Here is an 18,857-nt window from a genome sequence, read left to right as displayed (position 1 = left end):
CCGATCCGGCGCCGGGGAAGGTGATCACCATCGAGGTGCAGCACCTCGAGGACGGGCAGCCGGTGTCGATCACGGCGATGGCGCTGGCACCGGCCGAGGTCAACCCTTCGGCCTCCACCACGGCGACCAGCCCCCCGACGACACCGCCGCCGCCGGCCGTCAGCCCGTGACCCGCTGGGCGAAGGCGACGGCCTGCTGTTCGATGAGGTCGGCGTCGTAGTCGAGGGTGGCGACGTGGTAGCTGCGCTCCAGCGTGACCCGCTCCACCGGGCCGGCGACCCCACCTGCCACCAGGTCGCCGTTCGCGGGCGGCACGACGTGGTCCTGCGGGCTGTTGAAGAGCAGCAGCGGGCTGGTGACCTTCCCCAGGTCGCCCTGGAGCGCCCCCGTCCCCTCGGCCAGCGACAGCAGCGGCCCGAGCGGCGCGGCGTCGTAGGCGGCCTCCTCGACGCCGGGCTTGGCGATGTTGCCCCCGATGCCCTCGATGCGGTCCGCGCCGGCGTCGATCATCGCCCGCACCCCCTCCACGAGCTCCGACGCCACGTCGACCACCGGGTTCACGCACACGAGCCCGGCGATCTCGGGGTGCCGACCGCCCAGCCACAACGCCAGGGCACCGCCCATCGACAGGCCGGCGACGACCATCGAGTCGCACCTTCCCGCCAGATCCACGTAGGCAGCCTCGGCGGCCGCGGTCCAGTCGGCCCAGCCGGTGGCGATCATGTCGTCGACCGTGGTGCCGTGCCCCGGCAGCAGCGGCAGCTCCACGGTGAAGCCCGCCGCCGCGAACGCCTGGGCCAGCGGCCGCATCGACTGGGGACAGCCGGTGAACCCGTGCAGCACCAGCACCCCGCTCGCCCCACCGGCCGCCGACAGCGGCTCGCATCCACTCAGCTCAGCGCTCATGCCGAGCGACGCTACCGGTCGGCGAACGCCGCTACCGGAAGCCGCGATCTGGCTACCGGTAGGGGTCGTCCCTGGCCGGGAGCTCCCACCAGTCGATTGGGGCGGCCTCCCACTCGGGGTCGTCGTAGATGCAGTCGACCGGGCAGGGGTCGAGGCACTTCCCGCACCCGGAGCACAGCTCGGGCACGATCACCACGTCCATCCCGAAGTTGAAGATGGCGCCGAACTGCGGCGGGCAGTGCCGGATGCACGTGTCGCAGTTGATGCAGATGTCCATGTCGATGCGCAGCGGGACGTTCTGCCACTTCGGGTTGCGCTCACGGGAGGTCAGTCGCTCGGCTCGTGTCGCAGCCCCCATGAGGCGAAAGGGTAGCGTGGGAATGTTGACCCACGGGTCAAGCCGCGGAACACTGGGCGACCGGTAACGAGCCATGACCAGCACACGCCAGCTCACTGCACAGGGCATCGAACGGAAGCAGCAGCTCTTCGACGCGGCCGCGTCGCTCTTCGCCGAGCAGGGCTACGCGTCGACGCGGGTGGTCGACATCGTCGACGCCGCCGGTGTCGCCAAGGGCCTCTTCTACTGGTACTTCGAGAACAAGGAAGCGCTCTTCAGCGAGCTCGCCGAGGACATCCGCCACAAGCTGCGGCGCACCCAGCGGGCCGCCATGGACCGCCATGCGCCGGCGCTCACCCGCGTCGCCCAGGGCACCGTCGCCAGCGTCCGCTTCATGGCCGAGCACGCCTCGTTCTTCTCGCTGCTCGAGGTCGAGGCCCGCAGCGTGGCCGCCGCCCTGCGCCAGGGCACCGAGCAGCACCTGGGCGACGTGAAGGCGCTGATCCTCGCCGGGCAGGCCGACGGCACGATCACCAAGGACGACGACGCCGACCTGCTCGCCCTCGCCGTCGTCGGCGCGGTGGGCCAGTTCAGCCACTTCCACCGCACCGGCCGCGTCGACCTGGGCCTCGACGAGCTGGCCAACTACGTCGCCCGCCTGGTGGTGCGCATCCTGACCTCCGACGAGCGCACGGCGATCCAGTCGGTCAAGCAGGCGCTGAGGCCCAAGTCGGCCTGACGGCTGCGGGCCGCCGGCCTGGTCCGCCGGCCCGCGTTGACAGTCCCCCACCTGGTTGGCGATAGCCTCGCTGGCCGTGCCTCGACCCATCCTTGCCGCATCCCTGATCGTCGCCGTCCTCGTGCTGGGCGCCTGCGGAGAGAAGGACGCCAACGAGTCCGACGTCAGCGAGGTGCTCGTCGACGCCGGAGCGACGGAGGCCCAGGCCGACGACTGCGCCGGGCAGATCGCCGGCGAGCTCACCCAGGACGAGTTGAACGACCTCGCCGGCGCCAGCGAAGAGGCCGACATCCCCGACGCGATCAACGAGAAGATCACCCCGATCCTCGACCAGTGCCTGTCGGGCGAGCCCGCGCCGGAGTCCGAGACCACGGACACGACGGCCGAAGGCGAGACGACGGAGAGCACCACCACCACTACTGCGGGTTGACCCCCGAGTCGTTGCACCCGCGCTGCAAGAACGGGATACGATGCGCGCCAGCTGACGTACAGGGAGGAAAATCCTGTGGCATACCAGTTCCTGTCCGACGAATGGGTAGCTGCGGCGCGCAAGCTCCGTGAAGAGGCGGGTGGCCAAGGCTCCGCCGGCGCGCCCGTGAAGATGAACCTCGTCATCACCGACGTCCCGTTCGGCGAGGGCACTGTCGAAGCCCACATGGACTCCACCAGCGGTGAGGTCGACATGGACTTCGGTCACCTCGAGGGGCCCGACGTGACCGTCACGCTCGACTTCGTCACCGCCAAGGCGATGATGGTCGACGCCGACCCGCAGGCCGCCATGCAGGCGTTCATGGCCGGGAAGATCAAGCTCCAGGGCGACATGACCAAGGCGCTCGCCCTGCAGTCGGGTACGCCCGACCCGGAGCTCACCAAGAAGATCCAGGAGATCACCGCTCCCTGACGTCACGGGCAGTTGCTCCAGCTGGTCGAGAGGGCGCCTTCGGGCGCCCTCTCCCGCGTCCCGGGGCCGGTGGTCGGCCACGCCGCGCGGTCGGCAACCGGGCCCGGACGCGAGACGTCTCCCCCGAAGGGGAGACGTTAAGAGTGCCGAGCTGGCTGGGGCGGCAGCCTCATCGCGGCGGCTGGGGAACACCGCGTCCGGCTTACCGCCCCAGCGAGCCCGGCACGCTCAGTAGTGTAACCGATGCAGAGAGCTATGTGTGACATAGCCGGGGCAGGTTTGCGAGTTCTTCTTTCGTAGCCAGCGTAGAGCCTTCTCAAACCTCACAAACGCAGGTACAGCTTGGTTTTTCCGCAGCACTTGCACCCGCAACCACTAGCAGGGTGCCCTGCGTTGACTCCTTGGTCAAGTCGGGTGCGCAAAGTGGCGGAAATATAGGCCGTTTTCCCTGGCGGAACCCAGCCGTCACCGACATTTTCGTCAGAAGACCGTCAGGTCGACGGTGCTGCCCTGCGGGACCTGCGTGCCCGGCCACGGGAACGAACCGATCACCATCGAGTCGTCGGAGTCCGATCCGCTGATGCTGCCGACCGACAGGCCGCGGGATTCGAGCATGTCCCGCACCCGGCGGAGACGCTTGCCCACGATGTCGGGCACCTCGACGTTGTCACCCTGCGCCACCACGAGCACCACCGTCGAGCCCTCTGCGGCACGCTCCCCCGCGGCCGGCTCGCTGCGCAGCACGTTGCCCGAATCCTGCTCGTCGTTGGCCTCGCCCCGGAAGTCGACCTGGAAGCCGTCGTCCTCCAGCTCCTCGGCGGCCTCCTCGGCCTCCCAGCCGGTGACGTCGGCGATCTCGGGACCCGACGGGCCGCTGGAGACCTCCACCTCCACGGTGGCGCCCGCCGGGAGCTCCGCCGGGGTGTCGGCGGCGAACCCGATCACGTGGTCCTTCTCGATCTCCTCGTGCGGCGTGTCGACGAACTCGGGGACCAGCCCGATGCCCGACCCGCCCAGCACCTCGGTGGCCTGCTCGCGGGTGAGGCCCCGCAGGTCGTCGGAGCTGGGGACCGTCACCAGCGGCGGGCCCTTCGACACGACCACGGTCAGCCGTTCGCCCTCGCGGAGCTTGCTGCCCACCTTGGGGCGGGTGTCGAGCACCGTGCCGGCGGGCTGGTCGTGGTCGATCTCCTCGTAGCTGATCTTCCAGCCGAAGTCGCCGACGTGCTCGGTCACCTCGGCCTTGGGGATGCCGATGAGCGCCTCGGGCACCACGTGGGTCGGGCGGAGCTGCTGGGTGACGACCAGCGTGACAGCCACGCCGAGGGCCACGGCGGCGACGGCGGCGACCACGCCGATGAGGACCTTGCGGGCGCGGTCGGCGCGGGCGGTGGGCGCCAGGCGGGGCGGGGGCGGCAGCGGGCCGGACGGGTGGCCCTGCATGTGGGCGGGGCCGCTGTGGCCGGAGCCGGGGGCCGCGGGTGCGGGCGCGCCGGGAGCGACCGGGACGCCCGGCACGATCGGCGGCGGCGGACCCTGGGGCGCCGGGAGGGGCTGGGGTGCCGTGGTGTCGGCGGGATCGATCGCCCCGTGGAGGACCGTGCGGTCCCGCTCGTCCTCGACGGCGGGGCCGGCGCCGTTGGCGGCCGCAGCCGTGCTGGCCCCCACCAGGACGAGGGGCTCCGGGCGGGGCAGGTCGTTGGCGGCGTCGATCAGCTCCTGGGCCAGCGTGGCGGCGTCGGGGCGCTGGGCGGGGTCGAGCTGGCCGGCCAGGGCGACGACGGGAGCGAGGGCGTCGAGCTCCTCGGGGACCTCGAGCGGGCGGTCGAGGCGGGCCATCAGCGTGCCGATGGTGGTGTCGAGCGTGAAGGGGACGAGGCCCGTCACCGCCTCCACCAACACGAGGGCCAGCGAGTAGACGTCGCTCTTGCCGTCGAGCGGTTCGCCTCGGGCCTGCTCGGGCGACGAGTAGCGGGCCGTGCCCAGCACCGCGCCGGTCGGCTCGGTCCACCCGGCCTCGGCGATGGCGCGGGCCAGGCCGAAGTCGGCGACGCGCAGGCGGGCGTCGCCACCGAAGAGCAGGTTGGCGGGCTTGATGTCGCGGTGGACGAAGCCCTGCTTGTGCGCCCGGTCGAGCGCCTGTGCCGCACTGAGGCCCACGAGCAGGGCCTGCGACGGCGTGAGGGGGTTGCCGGCGTCGAGCATGGAGCGCAGGCTGCCGCCGCTCAGGAACTCGGTGACGATGTACGGCGGCACCTCGTCGCCGTTCCAGTCGAAGATGGCGAGGATGTTCGGGTGGCTCAGCGCCGCAGCGGCCCGGGCCTCGGCGCGGAAGCGGCGGAGGAAGGCCTCGTCCTCGGCGAGGGCCGAGTGGAGGATCTTCACGGCGACGCGACGGCGGAGGCGCACGTCGTCGGCGAGGTAGACCTCGGCCGATGCGCCTGATCCCAGCGGAGCGAGGAGCCTGTATCGCCCGCCCACCACTCGACCGACATGCTCGGTCATGTGTGACATGACCACGACCGCCCAGAGTACTTGGGTGTCCGCCGCAGAACCCATCGGCTCGACCACTCGCCGGGCGGTGGAGTAGAGACTGGAGCCGCGTGTCCTCGACTGTTCCCCCCACCAAGCCACCGGCCAGCGGTTCTCCCCAGAGCAACGGGAAGTCGCCGCCGCCCCTCTACAGCACCCGCTTCAAGATCCTGGCGTCGGTGCTCGTGACCCTGGCGGTGGGGGCGCTCGTCGTCGCCTACCTGTCGACCTCGAGTGGTGACGACGACGACGGCGTCGTGGCGTCGGGCGGCACCAGCGCCTTCGTGGAGCGGCTGCTGCCCGGGCGCGACACCCAGGTCGTCCAGCAGGGCTCCGTCGGCATCGACCTGGCGCCCGGGTGGTCCGGGACGCTGGTGATCGACGGGGTCGCCATCCCCGCCGCCGACCTCGTCGTCAACGATGCGCTCAACACGGTCCAGTTCACGCCGGGGCCGGACAAGGTCATGGAGGCGCTGCCGGTGGGCAACATCTGCGCCCAGGCCACGGTGTACGAGCTGTCCACCGGTCCCGGCGACAGCCGCGCCGTCTCCTGGTGCTTCGACGTGATCTAGCCCGGATTCGCTCGACTTTCCCCTAGCGGGCGAATACGAACACATGTACGATCGACGGCATGACGGATCACACCCTGCACACGCTCGCCGATGCCATCGAACGGCTCGACATCCCTACGGATGCCCGCGCTCTGGCCCAGTGCTTCGACCTGTTGGATCGCTTCTCGTTGAAGCTCACCAGCACCGCCCGCGAGCGCGTGCGGGCCGAGATGTCCGCGGCCTCGGGGCGCTCGCCGTAGCGGCTAACGGAGGAGCGAGCGGATGCGCCAGGCGGCGCGGGCGGCAGCGAGACCGTCGCGGAGAGGCAGCACGTTGCCGGCGGCGACGTGCGACCACTGGACCGGCACAGGAGTCACCTGCAGGCGGGCGCGGTCGGCGCGGGTGAGCAGCTCGACGTCGAAGGCGTAGCCCTCGGTCACCAGCGGTGCGACCACCAGCGTGGCTGCCTCCGCGGTGACGCCCTTCAGCCCGCACTGGGTGTCGGGGTCTTCGGCCAGGCCGAGGGCCCGCAGCCACAGGCTGAAGGCCCGGCTGGCCGCCACCCGCAGCACGGGCTGGCGGCGGAGGACACGGCTGTCGGGGTGCGCCCTCGTGCCGTAGACGACGTCGGCCTCGCCGTCCTCCAGGGTCACGAAGCAGCGCTCGACGTCGTCCGGGGCCACCGGGAGGTCGGCGTCGACGAACACCCGTGTCGCTCCCGTCGCCTGGAGGAGGCCCTCGCGGACCGCCACTCCCTTGCCCCGGTTGACGCCCTGGCGCAGCACCTTGCCCAACAACCCGTGGCCGGCGATCACGGCCTCGGCCACCTCGGCGGTGCTGTCGGTGCTGCCGTCGTCGACGAGCAGGAGCTCGAGGCGGTCGTCGCACAGGCCCGACTCCACGAGGATCTCGAGGGCGCGGCCGATGCGGGAGGCCTCGTTGCGCATCGGGATGACCAACGACCGGGTCCGGGTCGGCACTCTGGCGGTCCTTCCCTCGGTCGCGGCGGCCACTGTGAGCGGTGGGCACTCACCTTAGGACGTGTCGTGGACGGGTCAGGACGTGACGGCGACCGGGTAGATCGCCCAGTCGCCGGAGCGGAACACGGGATCGGTGTGCTGCGCCCACCAGGCTTCGTCGGCACCGACGTCGGGCAGTCGCTCCAGCGGGCCGATCACCACGTAGTCGACGTCACGGTCCCGGGCCAGCTCGAGTCCGGCGTCGCCGCCGCGGAGGATCGTCCGCTCGTCGTCGGCCCGGACCGCCCAGTCGGGTACGCCGATGTCGAACGTCCACCCGGGGTAGCCGGACAGCACCGCATGGCCGGACAGCGACGTCACCGGCTGGGTGTTGGTCGGGGCCACGGCCAGGACGGCGTCACGGGGCAGCTCGTCGTGCACCCAGCGGGCCACGGCCAGCCCGTCGGCAGTGGTCCAGGGGATGGCCGCGGCCTCGTCGGTCGCCCGGAAGAGATCGAGGACGCCGGACAGGCACAGGGTGAGGAGGGCTACGGCGGCGAGGGCCAGGCCGGGGCCTCGGGCCGTGCGGACGAGACGGACCAGCAGCGCCCCGACGAGGAAGGCCCCGAGGAGCTGCCAGAAGGCGAAGTACTTGGTGTTGTTCCACTCCCACGGGTGGAAGGCCACGAAGTTCGGGACCAGCCACAGCAGCCACAGCGGCAGGAACGCCTTCACGAACCCGGTGCGCACCGTCCCCCGCCAGACGCAGGCGACCACGAGGAGCAGGAGGAAGGGACCGGCGTTGCGGAACCAGAACCAGAGCCAGTCGCCGACGCCGTCGTCGGCCATCCACCACGGCAGCCACCGCACCGACGACTCCGGGGGCTGGAGCCACCAGGCCACCGGTCCACCCAACAGGAGCGCAGGGAGGTAGAAGCGCCACCACGGCTGGTGCCGGTCGAGCAGCAGCGCCCAGGCGCTCACCACCGCGACGACCACGACGAAGGCGAACCCGTTGGCGAGCGGCACCGCACCCACCAGCACGCCGGCCGCGGTGAGAGCCGCCGGGCGGCGCTCCTGCAGGGCGCGCCACACCAGCGTGAGGGCGGCCAGGCCGAGGGGAAGACCGAAGAGGCCGTTGCGCTGGGCGTGCAGGTACGACAGCGACGGGTTGTCCATCCACAGGCCGGAGTCGGGGTCGCGGGAGTAGTCCCGGGGCAGGTGCCACAGGGTGTCGAACCCGTGGGCGCGGATGTCGTCGAACAGACCGACGAAGCCGAAGGTGCCGCCGGCGCAGAACACGATCACGCCCAGCAGGGCGGCGTGGCGGCTGCCCACCAGCCGCACACCGCACAGGTAGGCGACGGCCGGGAACGACAGCGCCAGGAAGCCGCTGGTCAGGGCGAGGGCCGAGGGAAGCTCCACCCCGAGCAGCGACACCTGGGCGCCGAAGAAGTCGGCCAGGAGGTGGTAGCGCAGCGGTTCGCCGGCGGCGATCGGCGAGGTGGGAGGGAAGTCGCCGTCGATGCCACTGACGAAGGCGCCGGCGTAGGCGAGGTGGGCGGCGCCGTCGGCCCAGGTCGACAGGTGGCCCGCCACCAACCCCCCGTCGGGTGTCGTGATCCAGGCCAGGGCGAAGATGCGGATCGTCAGCGGCCAGGCGACGGCGAGCAGGGCCACGAGCGGCCGGAGGCTCTCGGGATCCCGCCAGGGAAGCCGGACCCGACGGACCATGTCGGCGGCGTCGGTCCTGACGTCGGGCGCCCCCCGTCGCCACCCGGCGAGGGAGCCCAGGTTCACGACGACGACCGCCAGCGTCAGGCTCGTCAGGTCGAACCCCAACGGCACCGCCAACGCCCACCCCGCCAACCCCAACGCCAGCGCCCCCAACAACCCCCCGACCGCCACCCGCTCCTCGAACCGCAGCGGAACCCCCGCCAGATAGGTGGCGCCCACCCCCACCACCACGCAGTCCAGGAACAAGAGGACCACGACCACCCCGTCAACCACCCGACACCCACCCGTTCAGGAGCGACGGCGACGGGGCTGGCGGACGGGGCACGCGGCAGGTCATGCGGGCCGGCAGCCTAGGGCGCGTCCTGTCCCCGACCCGTCGCGGCGGGCACGGTCGGTGGCTGGGGGGTGCGTGGGGTGGGGGTACTGTTTGGCGCTCTGGGCGGAGGCCTGTGAGCACACCCTTGCGCGAGATGGATGAGAGAACCCCCGCCCGGCCGCCGTTGCGGGTGCTTACCGTTCTCACCTACTACCACCCGCATTGGACCGGGCTGACCGCGCTCGCCCGGCACATCGCCGAGGGGTTGGCCGAAGGTGGGGCCGAGGTGAGCGTGCTGGCCAGCCGGCACGATCCGGCGCTGGCGCGGCGGGAGGTCGTCGGGGGTGTCGACGTCCACCGGCTACGGACCGTGGGCCGGATCAGTCGCACCATGCCGATGCCGGGGTTCCCGGCGGCGATCCTGCGGCTGGCCCGGGCGCACGACGTCGTGCACCTGCACAGCCCCATGGCCGAGGCCGGGCTCGTCCGTTGGGCCTGCCGCCTCGCCGGTCGGCCGCTGGTGGTCACCAACCATGGCGACGTCGTGATGCCGGCCGGCCGGTTCAACCAGGCGGTCCAGCGGCTGATGCGCAGCACGCTGGCGTCGACGTTCCGAGGCGCCGACCGGGTGGTCGCCCCCGACGTCGACTACATCGCCGGGTCGCTCACGGCCGTGGCCGGCGAGCGGGCGACCGCCATCGCCCCGCCGGTCGCCTTCGCTCCCCCGGCGCCGGGCGCCGCGGCCGCCCTCCGGCAGGAGCTGGGCCTCGAGGACCGGCCCATCGTCGCCTTCGCCGGGCGCTGGGTGGAGGAGAAGGGGTTCGACGTCCTGCTGCGGGCCGCCCCGCAGGTGCTGGCCAAGCGGCCCGAGGCCGTCTTCCTGTTCGCCGGCGAGCGGGCGGTGGCCTACGAGCGGTTCAGTCAACGCTGCGCCCCGCTCGTCGAGGCGCTCGGCCCCGCGTTCGTCGACCTCGGCCTGCAGCGCGACCGCCAGCGGTTGGCCGCCTTCTACGCCGCCGCCGACGTGTTCGTGCTGCCGTCCCGCACCGACAGCTTCGCGGCCGTGCAGATCGAGGCGCTGCTGTGCGGGACGCCCCTGGTCGCCACCGACATCCCGGGGGCCCGCTCGGTGGTCCGGTCGACCGGCGCCGGCGTCCTCGTGCCGCCGGAGGACCCGACCGCCCTCGCCGACGCGATCGTCAGCGTCCTCGACGACCCCGCCCAGTTCGCCGACGAGGTCGCCGCCGTCCCCGCCCTCTACGACCCCTCGTCGGCCGTCGCCCGGTACCGCCGGCTGCTCGACGACGTGGTCGCCCGACCGGCGACCCCGGCCAGGACGACAGCGCCCACCACGCCCACATCCACAGTCGACCGGCTGCTGGACCATGAGCTCGACATGGCCTACCGGCGCCGGGTCCGCTGGGCCGTGGAACGGCTCGCCCTCGCCCCCGGCGAACGGCTGCTCGACGCCGGCACCGGGCTCGGCAACGTCCTCTACGTCGCCGAGCGGGCGGAGCCGGGCGCCCTGGCCGTGGGCGTCGACCGGTCGGTCGAGCGGCTGGGCCGGGCCGTGGCCACCGGCGTCGAATCGCCGCTCGCCCGGGCCGACCTGCGCGACCTGCCGCTGCGGACCGGGGCCTTCGACGCCGTGCTGTGCTCCGAGGTCCTGGAGCACCTGGACGACGACCTCGGGGCGCTGCGCGAGCTGCACCGGGTGCTGCGGCCGGGCGGACGGCTGGTCGTCACCGTGCCCCACGCCGACTTCCCACTCGCCTGGGACCCGATCAACCGCCTGCTCGAACGCCTCGGCCGGCGTCCCATCACGTCGGGACCGATCGTCGGCATCTGGACCAACCACGTCCGCCTCTACCGGCCCGACCACCTGCGGGCCCGCCTCGTCGACGCCGGGTTCGTGGTCGACGAGGTGGAGGAGCAGACGCACCACGCCCTCCCGTTCACGCACCTCCTGCTCTACGGGGTGGGCCGGGTGCTGGTGGAGCGGGGGGTGCTGTCGGGCGGGGCCGGCGGCCGCTCGGTGGGCGGCCGGGCCGTCGGGCTGGTGCGGACGATCCTGGCCCGGGTCGACCGGCGCAACGAGCACCTCCCGCCCGACACGAGGACGTTCGTCAGCCTCGTCGCCGCCGTGCACGTGCCCCACCGGTAGCGAGGTCCGGGGGTGACGGAGCCGTCGCGGCGGGCCACCGCGGTTCTGCTGGCGCTGCTGGTCGTGCTGGCCGGGGCGCTGCGCCTCGTCAACCTCGACTGGGACCGGGGCGCCCACCTGCACCCCGACGAGCGCTACCTCGCCCTGGTCAGCGCCGAGGTGTCGGCACCGGACGGGCCGGGCGAGTACTTCGACAGCCGCCGGTCGCCGCTCAACCCCGCCAACCACGACGAGACCTACGTCTACGGCACCGCTCCCCTGTTCCTCACCAAGGGCGTGGCGACGTGGCTCCACCGGGGGGCCGCCGAGGGGGACCAGCCGGCCCACGCCGTGGTCGGGGCGATCGACCGGCTCGGGGTCGACCTGCTCGACGACGACGGCGAGCCGCGCTTCGACGGCGGCTACGGCGACGTCCTGGTCGGCCGGCTCCTGTCGGTCCTCCTCGACATGCTCACCCTGCTCGTCGTGTTCGAGCTGGGCCGGCTGTTGGGCGGCCGACGGGCGGGGCTGGCGGCCGCCCTGGTGTGGGCCACCTGCGTGCTGGCGATCCAGCACTCCCGGTTCTTCGTCGTCGAGCCGATGCTGGTGCTCGCCACGGCCCTCGCCCTGGTCGCCGCCCTGCACGTCGCCCGCGGGGCCAGCCGCCGCGTGCTCGCCCTCGCCGGCGCGGCCGTCGGTCTGGCCGGGGCCGCCAAGGTCAGCGGCCTGGCGGTCGGCGCCGTCGTGGTGGCCGCCGCCGTCGCCCACCGCGCCCCCTCGCTCGCCGCCGCCTGGCGGGAACGGGGAGACGGCTGGGTGGGCCGTGTGGGGCGAGCGCTCCGGCCGGTGGTGGTCGACGGCCTGATCGTCGCCGGCGTCGCGGGTGGGGTGTTCCGGGTTCTCCAGCCGTACGCGTTCGACGGGCTGATGGGGTTGGACGGGCGGTGGGTCGACGGGTTGGACGAGCTGGCGCGGATGCAGGACGGCGGCGACGTGCCGCCGAACGTGCAGTGGGCCGCCCGGGTGCCGGTGCTGGAGCCGCTGGGGCACCTCGTGCGGTTCGGGTTCGGCGTCCCCGCCACCGTCCTCGCCCTCGTCGGGGCGGTGGCCCTCTGGCGGCGGCGCCGGGACACGCCGGCGCTGTGGCTGGTGCTCGGGTGGATCGGCCTCGGCGCTGCGCTGGTGCTACCCCGGTTCGTCCCCGCCATGCGGTACCTCCTCCCCGTGTACCCGGCGCTGGCGGCGCTGGCCGGGGTCGGGGCGGCACGGCTCCTCACGGCCTCCGGCCGCGCCGCCCGGGTCGTGGGAAGTGCGCTCCTCGCCGCCGCCGTCGTGTGGGCGCTGGCGTTCGTCAATGGCGTCGAGACGCAGGAGCACCCCCGGCTGGCGGCGTCGGAGTGGCTGGTGGCGCACGCACCCGACGGGTCGACGCTGTCGGTGCAGGAGTGGGACGACGGGCTGCCGGTGCCCTCGCCCGAGGCGGCCGCCAAGGACTTCCGCAGCGAGTCGCTCCACCCCTTCGGCATCGAGACCCCCGACGACGTGCGGGCGCTGGCGGCGTCGCTGGACCGCATCGACTACGTGGTCGAGGCGAGCGAGCGGGTCACCGGCACCGTCGGGCGCATCCCCGGCCGCTACGCCCCGGTCCTCCGCTACTACCAGGGCCTCGACGACGGCAGCCTCGGCTTCGAGCCGGTTGCCACCTTCGAGACCCGGCCGTCGCTGCTCGGCGTGCGCCTGGACGACACCGGCTCCGAGGAGGCCTTCCGGGTCTACGACCACCCGACCGTGCGGATCTGGCGGAAGACGCCGGAGTTCTCGCCGGAGCGGGCCCTGACCGTGCTGCAGCCGGACCGGGCGACGGCGGCCGTGCACGTCCCCCTCGGCGACGCCTCCGCCAACGGCCTCCAGCTGCGTCACGACGGCGCCGACGGTCCCACGTTCGACGACGCCTTCCCTGGCGGCCCGCCGGCGCCCTGGCTGTGGTGGTTCCTGTGGTGGGAGGTGACGGCCCTGGCGGCGCTGCCGTGGGTGACCCGGCTGTTCCGGGCCGTGCCCGACCGGGGCCTGGGCCTGGCCAAGCTGCTGGGGCCGATGGCCGTGATCGTGCCGCTGTGGGCGGCGGTGGCGTGGGGCGTCGTGGGGTTCTCCCGCACGACCGCCGCGGCGGCGACCGTCGCTGCCCTGGCCGCCGGCCTCGCCGTGCCCCGGTGGCGGCACGACGCCGTGGCCCTCGTCCGCGACCAGCGCCGGGCGCTGCTGACCGTGGAGCTGCTCACCGTCGGGGTGTTCGCCGCCGTGCTGCTGCTGCGGGCCGCCAACCCGGACCTCTGGTTCCACCCGACCGGCGGCGAGAAGCCGTTCGACACGGCGTTCTTCACGTCGGTCGCCCGGTCGTCGACGCTGCCGCCGGCCGACCCGTGGTTCTCCGGCGGCACGATGAACTACTACTACGGCGGCTGGTTCGGCCTGGCCGTGCCCACGAGGGTCCTCGGGCTGCGACCCGAGGTGGCGCTCAACCTGGCCGTCGCCACGGCGGCGTCGCTGGTCGCGGCCACCAGCTGGTCGCTCGGGGCGGGTCTGGCACGAGCTGCCGCCGGGCGGGTTCGGAACGGCGTGGGCCTGCTGGCGGCCGGGGCGGTGCTGGTGGCGGGGAACCTCGACACCGTCCGGCAGCAGGTGGAGCGGGCGGGGCACGCCCTGTCCGGCGACCCGGCGGGCCAGTTCGACTGGTGGGGCACCAGCCGCCTTCACTCCGGCACCACCGACATCAACGAGTTCCCCGCCTGGACCGTCCTCTTCGGCGACCCCCACCCCCACCTGCTCGCCCTTCCCGCCCTGCTCACGACGGTGGCGGTGCTGTGCGCCTACGTGGCGACCCGCCGCTCGGCCGAGGGCCCGGCGCTGGGGCTGGCGGTGCTGGCCGGGATCGGGCTGGCGTGGACCCGGGTCGGCCACACGTGGGACCTGCCGACCCTGGCGGTGCTCACCACCGCGGCCGTGGTCGTCGGCTCCGCCCTCGACCGGACGCACGCCCGGCGGTGGCGGGTCGGGGCGGTGCACCTCGCGGTGGCGGCCGGGACCGCCGTCGTGCTGCCGTGGCCCTACACCCGGGCCACGCAGGTGTTCGACCGAGGGTTCACAGCATCCGTCACCCGCACGCCGCTCGGGTCGCTGCTGCTCCAACTCGGGGTACCGCTGGGGCTGGCGGCGGTGTTCGTCGTCTGGCGGGGAGCCGGGGCGGCCCGGGCCGGCGAGCTGCCTCACGTGCTGCGGCACCGGGTCGGGCTGGTCGGGGCCGTCGCCGCGACCGCCGGCGGGCTGCTGGTGGTGGCCGGGCTGTACGGGTGGGTCGTGGCGCTCGGCGCCGCGGTCGTGGCCGCCACCCTGGTCAGCGCCGTGGTCGACGTCCGGGCCGGGCGCGTGGGTCGGGGCCTGGCCGGCGGGCTGGTGGCGGCCGGCGCCGGGCTGGCGGTCGGGCCCGACGTGGTCACCATCGTCAACGACATCGACCGGCAGAACACCGTGTTCAAGTTCGGGTTCACCGCCTGGGCGCTGCTCGCCGTCGGGGCCGCCGTGCTCGCCACCGACCTGGTGCGGTCCACCCGGCATCGGCGGATCGCCCTCGGGGGCCTCGCCGTGGTGGCCGTGGCGGTACTGGCCTTCTGGCCGTCGGCGACCCCGGAGCGCCTCGACGCCCGCTTCGCCGACCGGCCCCTCACGCTCGACGGCCGGGCCTGGCTGCGACGGCAGGCGCCGCTGCCGGTCGAGGCCGCCGGGATGCCCCCCGTCGACGTCACCGCCGACGAACCGCTGGTGACGTGGTTGCGGGCGCACGGTCGGGGCGGCGAGACGATCGTCGAGGCGGTCGGCCCGTCGTACTCGTGGGCGACCCGGATGTCGGTGGCGACCGGACTGCCGACGATCGTGGGCTGGGAGTTCCACGAGACGCAGCAGCGCCGTGACTACGGCGAGTCGGTGGCGGAACGGTCGGCGGCGGTGACCGAGCTCTACACCGGCGCCGACCCCGAGGCGGCGCTGCGGGTGCTGGCCGCGTACCGACCCGACTACGTGGTGGTCGGCACGATCGAGCGGGCGGTGGGCGACCCCGAGGCGCTCGAGGGCCTCGACGACCTGCCGGAGCTCTCGGTCGCCTACCGCCACGCCGACGGGGTGATCTACCGCGTCGACCACGCCCGCATCGCCCGCCACCTCGCCCGCATCGACGCCCGCCACCTCGCCGCGCCGACCCCTGGGTGAGTGGTTCGTGGGGCTCCCGGTCACATTCGTCGTACGTGGGGGGTCACCTCGTTGAGACGTGACGACGGAAAGATGTGACCGATGGACGAGCACGAGTGGCTGGCCGAACGCTTCGAGGAGCACCGCACCCACCTCCGGGCGGTGGCCTACCGCATGCTCGGCTCGCTCACCGAGGCCGACGACGCCGTCCAGGACACGTGGCTGCGCCTCAGCCGGGCCGGGACGGACGGCGTCGAGAACCTGGGCGGGTGGCTGACCACGATCGTCGCCCGCGTGTGCCTGAACGTGCTGCGGTCGCGCCAGACCCGCCGCGAGGCGCCCCTCGACGCGCTCCTGCCCGACCCCGTCGTCACCCCCGACCCGGGTGGCGGCGCCCTCCAGCCCGACGAGGAGGCGCTGCTCGCCGACTCGGTGGGCCTCGCCCTCCTCGTGGTGCTCGACACCCTGGCCCCGGCGGAGCGGCTCGCCTTCGTGCTCCACGACATGTTCCGGCTGCCCTTCGACGAGATCGCGCCCATGGTCGGCCGGTCCCCGGCGGCGGCCCGGCAGCTCGCCAGCCGGGCCCGGCGACGGGTCGGCGGCGCCGACGTGCCGACACCGGACCCCGACGTCGGCCGTCAGCGGCAGGTGGTCGACGCCTTCTTCCTGGCGGCCCGCGGCGGCGACTTCGACGCCCTCGTCGCCCTGCTCGACCCCGACGTGGTGCTGCGGGCCGACTTCGGTGCCCGGCGGCCCGAGTCGTCGCAGGAGCTCCACGGCGCGGCAGCTGTGGCCCGCCAGGCGATCACGTTCTCGAACCCGCATGCCGACCTGCGCCCGGCCCGGGTGAACGGCATGGCCGGCGTGGTGGTCATCGTGCGGGGGGAGCCGTTCGCGGTGATGGGCTTCACCGTGACCGGCGGCCGGATCGTCGGGATCGACGCCGTCGCCGATCCCGACCGGGTGCGGCGCATCGCCGCGGCCGTGCTCAGCCCGGACGACGGCGACCCGGGGGCGAGCCCGGACGAGGGCGGAGACGCCACGCCAGCGTGAGCGTCTGGCCGGTGGCGGTGGCGACGGCCCGGGCGAGGCGCAGGGGGCGGAGGGTGGACGCCCCGGCGGTGCGGGCCCGGTGGGCGACCGGCACCTCCTGGATCACGTGGCCCTGGCGAGCGGCGACGAGTGCCAGGGCGATCGACGGTGCGAACACGTCGTCGGGCAGCAGCGGCCGCGCCTCGGCCCACAGGTCGGCCCGGAACAGCTTGCAGGGGACGTTGGCGTCACGGACGGGTCGACCCGCCAGGAGCCCCACCAGCCGCCGCACCACGGCGCTCAGCACCAGGCGGTGCTGCGGGTCGTCGCGGTCGGTGCGCACGCCCAGCACCAGGTCGGCCCCGGCACGCTCCGACCACAGGCCCGCCAGCTCCTTGGCGGGGATCTGGTCGTCGGAGTCGAGGTGGCCGATCCACCGACCCCGGGCCCGGTCGAAGCCCACCAGCAGCGCCGGACCGTGCCCCCGGTTCACCTGGTGGACCACCTGCACCTCGGGCAGCTCGGCGGCCAGGACGTCGACCAGCGCACCCGTCCCGTCGGTCGACCCGTCGTCGACCACCACGACCTCGCAGCGCCCCGGCGCCAGCTCGTCGGCCACCACGACCACCTCGCGCACCACGGCCTCGATGGTCTCGGACTCGTCGTAGACCGGCACGACCACGGTGAGCTCGAGGTCCGGCGCGGTCATCCCACCAGCTCCTCGGGGGCGTCGGCGACGATCCGTCGGGCCACGTCCACACCCATCTTCACGGCGTGGTCCATGTTGCCGACCTCGTAGCGCCAGGTACCGAAGCGGCCCCGGGAGTAGATGCCCCGGGCGTCGAGCCAGGGCAGCACGACCGCCAGCGCGGCGTCACGGTCGCGGGTGGGCACCGGGTAGGCGTACGGCACCTCGTCGACGTGCACCGAGGCGACCCCGGGCGTCCCCGACACCACGCCGGTGGCCCGCAGCGCCGCCTCCACCCGCTCGCCCAGGTCCTCCGGAGGCAGGGGGCGCCACGGCGACGAGCTCACCTCGCACATCCACGAGCTGTAGCGCGCGGTGTCGCCGTCGGGCACGTTGGCCGGCGAGTACTTGGCGAAGTTGGTGGCCCGGTAGAAGGGCACGTCGGGGTCGGCGAAGTAGAGCCACGACCGGTCGTCGGTCACGGGAGCCTCGTACCCGATCCCCACCACGTGCACCGTGTTGTGCACCAGCGAGGCGGCCGCCGCCCGCACCTCGGCGGGGCAGTCGACCACGGCGGCGACGAGCCGGTCGAGCGGCATCGTCGACACCAGGCTCTCGTAGGCCCACCCACCGCCGTCGGTGGTGCGGACGACCCGCTCCTCGGCATCGACCGAGGCGACCGCGGTGCCGTAGCGGATGCCGCTGTCGAAGGGCTCGGCCGCCCGCCGCCAGATCTCCCCGGTCCCGCCCGCGGCCGGGAAGGCGAAGGTGTTGTTGGGGCCCCAGGCGACGTCGTCGGTGCGGCGCAGGACGGTGGCCAGGGCGTCACGCCAGTCGACGACGCTCACCCGCTCGGCGATCCAGGCGGCGCTCATCCGGTCGAGCGGGGTGGCCCACACCTTCTCGTTGTAGGGGGCCATGAAGTGGCGCTCGATGCCGGGGCCGAACGTGGCCCGGATCCAGGTGGCGAAGTCGGTGTCGGCGCCTCGATCCCTCGACGCGGTGACCAGGCCGACCAGGCACTCGTGGGCGACATCGGGGGGCAGCCGGTGCAGGTTGTTCTGGAAGGGGTACGGCACCCACGTCCCGGCGGCCAGCACCCACGACGACCGCTCGTGGTGGAGGACCTCGTCGCCCAGCACGTCGTCGAGCAGGCGGTCGAACTCGCCGTGGTGGCTGAAGACGACGTGGCCGCCCCGGTCCCAGGTGAAGCCCTGCGGGTCGGTGCGGGAGGCGGCGAGGCCACCCGGACCGTCGGCCGACTCGAGGACGACGACGTCGTCCCGCCCCAGCTGCGCCAGCTCACGGACGCAGCCGAGCCCGCACGGCCCGGCGCCGATCACGACGACGTCGGCGCGGGCGGCGGAGGCGGCGGTCAATCAGGCTTCGGCGCGACGCCGGCCGCGGTGGACGGTCAGGACGACCGCACCGCCGGAGACCACCAGGGCGAGGCCCAGGAGCACGAGGCCGCGGCTGTCGGTGCCGGTCTTCGGCAGCTCACCCCCGTCGCCGGGGACGGTGGTGGTCGGAGCCGTGGGCGTCGGGCAGGGGTCGATCGGCGCCGTGGTGGTGGGCGCCTCCTGCTCGACGCTGCGGGCGCTGAACAGCCCGTCGGGGCCCGGCGTGGCCGTGGCCGTGGGCGTCGGACTGACCGTGGGGGTTGCCGTGGCCGTGGGCGTCGGACTGACCGTGGGGGTCGCCGTGGCGGTCGGCGTCGGACTGACCGTGGGAGTTGCCGTGGCCGTGGGCGTCGGACTGACCGTGGGGGTCGCCGTGG

The 18,857-nt window shown here is 73.7% G+C and carries 16 protein-coding genes; 8 read left to right on the top strand and 8 right to left on the bottom strand.

Annotated features, from left to right (window positions below):
- Nucleotides 1-159: 159 nt before the first annotated feature.
- Entirely contained in the window at nt 160-906 is a 747-nt protein-coding gene (locus VK611_25985; GenBank protein ID HMG44812.1) for an alpha/beta fold hydrolase, read from the bottom strand.
- 52 nt (nt 907-958) lie between these two features.
- A complete protein-coding gene (locus tag VK611_25980; protein ID HMG44811.1) occupies nt 959-1,264 on the bottom strand; it encodes a 4Fe-4S dicluster-binding protein in 306 nt (101 codons plus the stop codon).
- A 73-nt stretch (nt 1,265-1,337) separates the two neighbouring features.
- Between VK611_25980 and VK611_25975 the strand changes: the two genes are divergently transcribed.
- The 3 genes from VK611_25975 to VK611_25965 all read left to right on the top strand — a co-directional run bounded on the left by VK611_25975 (nt 1,338) and on the right by VK611_25965 (nt 2,883).
- Entirely contained in the window at nt 1,338-1,982 is a 645-nt protein-coding gene (locus VK611_25975) for a TetR family transcriptional regulator (protein ID HMG44810.1), read from the top strand.
- A gap of 76 nt (nt 1,983-2,058) precedes the next feature.
- Entirely contained in the window at nt 2,059-2,412 is a 354-nt protein-coding gene (locus VK611_25970) for a hypothetical protein (protein HMG44809.1), read from the top strand.
- A 75-nt stretch (nt 2,413-2,487) separates the two neighbouring features.
- Nucleotides 2,488-2,883, top strand: coding sequence for an SCP2 sterol-binding domain-containing protein (locus VK611_25965; protein ID HMG44808.1), 396 nt, complete (start codon nt 2,488-2,490; stop codon nt 2,881-2,883).
- 480 nt (nt 2,884-3,363) lie between these two features.
- Here the strand turns inward: VK611_25965 and VK611_25960 are convergent, their stop codons facing one another.
- Complete coding sequence (locus VK611_25960; GenBank protein HMG44807.1) at nt 3,364-5,388, bottom strand: PASTA domain-containing protein; 2,025 nt, start codon at nt 5,386-5,388, stop codon at nt 3,364-3,366.
- 98 nt (nt 5,389-5,486) lie between these two features.
- On the opposite strand from VK611_25960, the gene VK611_25955 reads away from it, so the two are divergent.
- The gene (locus VK611_25955) at nt 5,487-5,987 is read left to right on the top strand and encodes a hypothetical protein (protein ID HMG44806.1); all 501 of its coding nucleotides are present in this window, start codon (nt 5,487-5,489) and stop codon (nt 5,985-5,987) included.
- Nucleotides 5,988-6,046: 59 nt separating this feature from the next.
- Complete coding sequence (locus tag VK611_25950) at nt 6,047-6,226, top strand: hypothetical protein (GenBank protein ID HMG44805.1); 180 nt, start codon at nt 6,047-6,049, stop codon at nt 6,224-6,226.
- Between the two features lie 3 nt (nt 6,227-6,229).
- Here the strand turns inward: VK611_25950 and VK611_25945 are convergent, their stop codons facing one another.
- Nucleotides 6,230-6,946, bottom strand: coding sequence for a glycosyltransferase (locus tag VK611_25945; protein ID HMG44804.1), 717 nt, complete (start codon nt 6,944-6,946; stop codon nt 6,230-6,232).
- A 75-nt stretch (nt 6,947-7,021) separates the two neighbouring features.
- Nucleotides 7,022-8,917, bottom strand: coding sequence for a hypothetical protein (locus VK611_25940; GenBank protein ID HMG44803.1), 1,896 nt, complete (start codon nt 8,915-8,917; stop codon nt 7,022-7,024).
- 215 nt (nt 8,918-9,132) lie between these two features.
- Between VK611_25940 and VK611_25935 the strand changes: the two genes are divergently transcribed.
- The 3 genes from VK611_25935 (at nt 9,133) to VK611_25925 (ending at nt 16,413) form a co-directional block, all read left to right on the top strand.
- Nucleotides 9,133-11,142 (top strand): glycosyltransferase, encoded by a 2,010-nt coding sequence (locus VK611_25935; protein ID HMG44802.1) that lies wholly within the window; start codon nt 9,133-9,135, stop codon nt 11,140-11,142.
- Nucleotides 11,143-11,154: 12 nt separating this feature from the next.
- On the top strand, nt 11,155-15,381 hold the full coding sequence (locus VK611_25930; GenBank protein HMG44801.1) for a DUF2298 domain-containing protein: 4,227 nt from the start codon (nt 11,155-11,157) through the stop codon (nt 15,379-15,381).
- A gap of 81 nt (nt 15,382-15,462) precedes the next feature.
- Nucleotides 15,463-16,413: a sigma-70 family RNA polymerase sigma factor gene (locus tag VK611_25925; GenBank protein HMG44800.1), complete on the top strand. Its 951-nt coding sequence runs from the start codon at nt 15,463-15,465 to the stop codon at nt 16,411-16,413.
- Here the strand turns inward: VK611_25925 and VK611_25920 are convergent.
- The 3 genes from VK611_25920 to VK611_25910 form a co-directional block, all read right to left on the bottom strand.
- Nucleotides 16,349-17,101 carry a glycosyltransferase family 2 protein gene (locus VK611_25920; protein HMG44799.1) on the bottom strand — a complete coding sequence of 251 codons (753 nt, stop codon included), beginning with the start codon at nt 17,099-17,101 and terminating at the stop codon, nt 16,349-16,351. The genes VK611_25925 and VK611_25920 overlap by 65 nt on opposite strands.
- Nucleotides 17,098-18,459: an FAD-dependent oxidoreductase gene (locus VK611_25915; GenBank protein ID HMG44798.1), complete on the bottom strand. Its 1,362-nt coding sequence runs from the start codon at nt 18,457-18,459 to the stop codon at nt 17,098-17,100. The genes VK611_25920 and VK611_25915 overlap by 4 nt, the downstream gene beginning before the upstream one ends.
- On the bottom strand, nt 18,460-18,857 hold a 398-nt coding region (locus tag VK611_25910), incomplete at its 5' end, for an LPXTG cell wall anchor domain-containing protein (protein ID HMG44797.1).

This window comes from Acidimicrobiales bacterium, from assembly GCA_035316325.1.
Lineage (GTDB): Bacteria > Actinomycetota > Acidimicrobiia > Acidimicrobiales > VFJN01 > DASXTK01.
This window is presented reverse-complemented; position numbering and strand designations above follow the sequence as displayed.

Excerpts from the sequence above, each read along its gene's own strand:
- VK611_25985 (HMG44812.1), bottom strand. The coding sequence starts at position 906 with ATGAGCGCTGAGCTGAGTGGATGCGAGCCGCTGTCGGCGGCCGGTGGG.
- VK611_25980 (HMG44811.1), bottom strand. The coding sequence starts at position 1,264 with ATGGGGGCTGCGACACGAGCCGAGCGACTGACCTCCCGTGAGCGCAAC.
- VK611_25975 (HMG44810.1), top strand. The coding sequence starts at position 1,338 with ATGACCAGCACACGCCAGCTCACTGCACAGGGCATCGAACGGAAGCAG.
- VK611_25960 (HMG44807.1), bottom strand. The coding sequence starts at position 5,388 with ATGACCGAGCATGTCGGTCGAGTGGTGGGCGGGCGATACAGGCTCCTC.
- VK611_25950 (HMG44805.1), top strand. The coding sequence starts at position 6,047 with ATGACGGATCACACCCTGCACACGCTCGCCGATGCCATCGAACGGCTC.
- VK611_25935 (HMG44802.1), top strand. The coding sequence starts at position 9,133 with ATGGATGAGAGAACCCCCGCCCGGCCGCCGTTGCGGGTGCTTACCGTT.
- VK611_25925 (HMG44800.1), top strand. The coding sequence starts at position 15,463 with ATGGACGAGCACGAGTGGCTGGCCGAACGCTTCGAGGAGCACCGCACC.
- VK611_25920 (HMG44799.1), bottom strand. The coding sequence starts at position 17,101 with ATGACCGCGCCGGACCTCGAGCTCACCGTGGTCGTGCCGGTCTACGAC.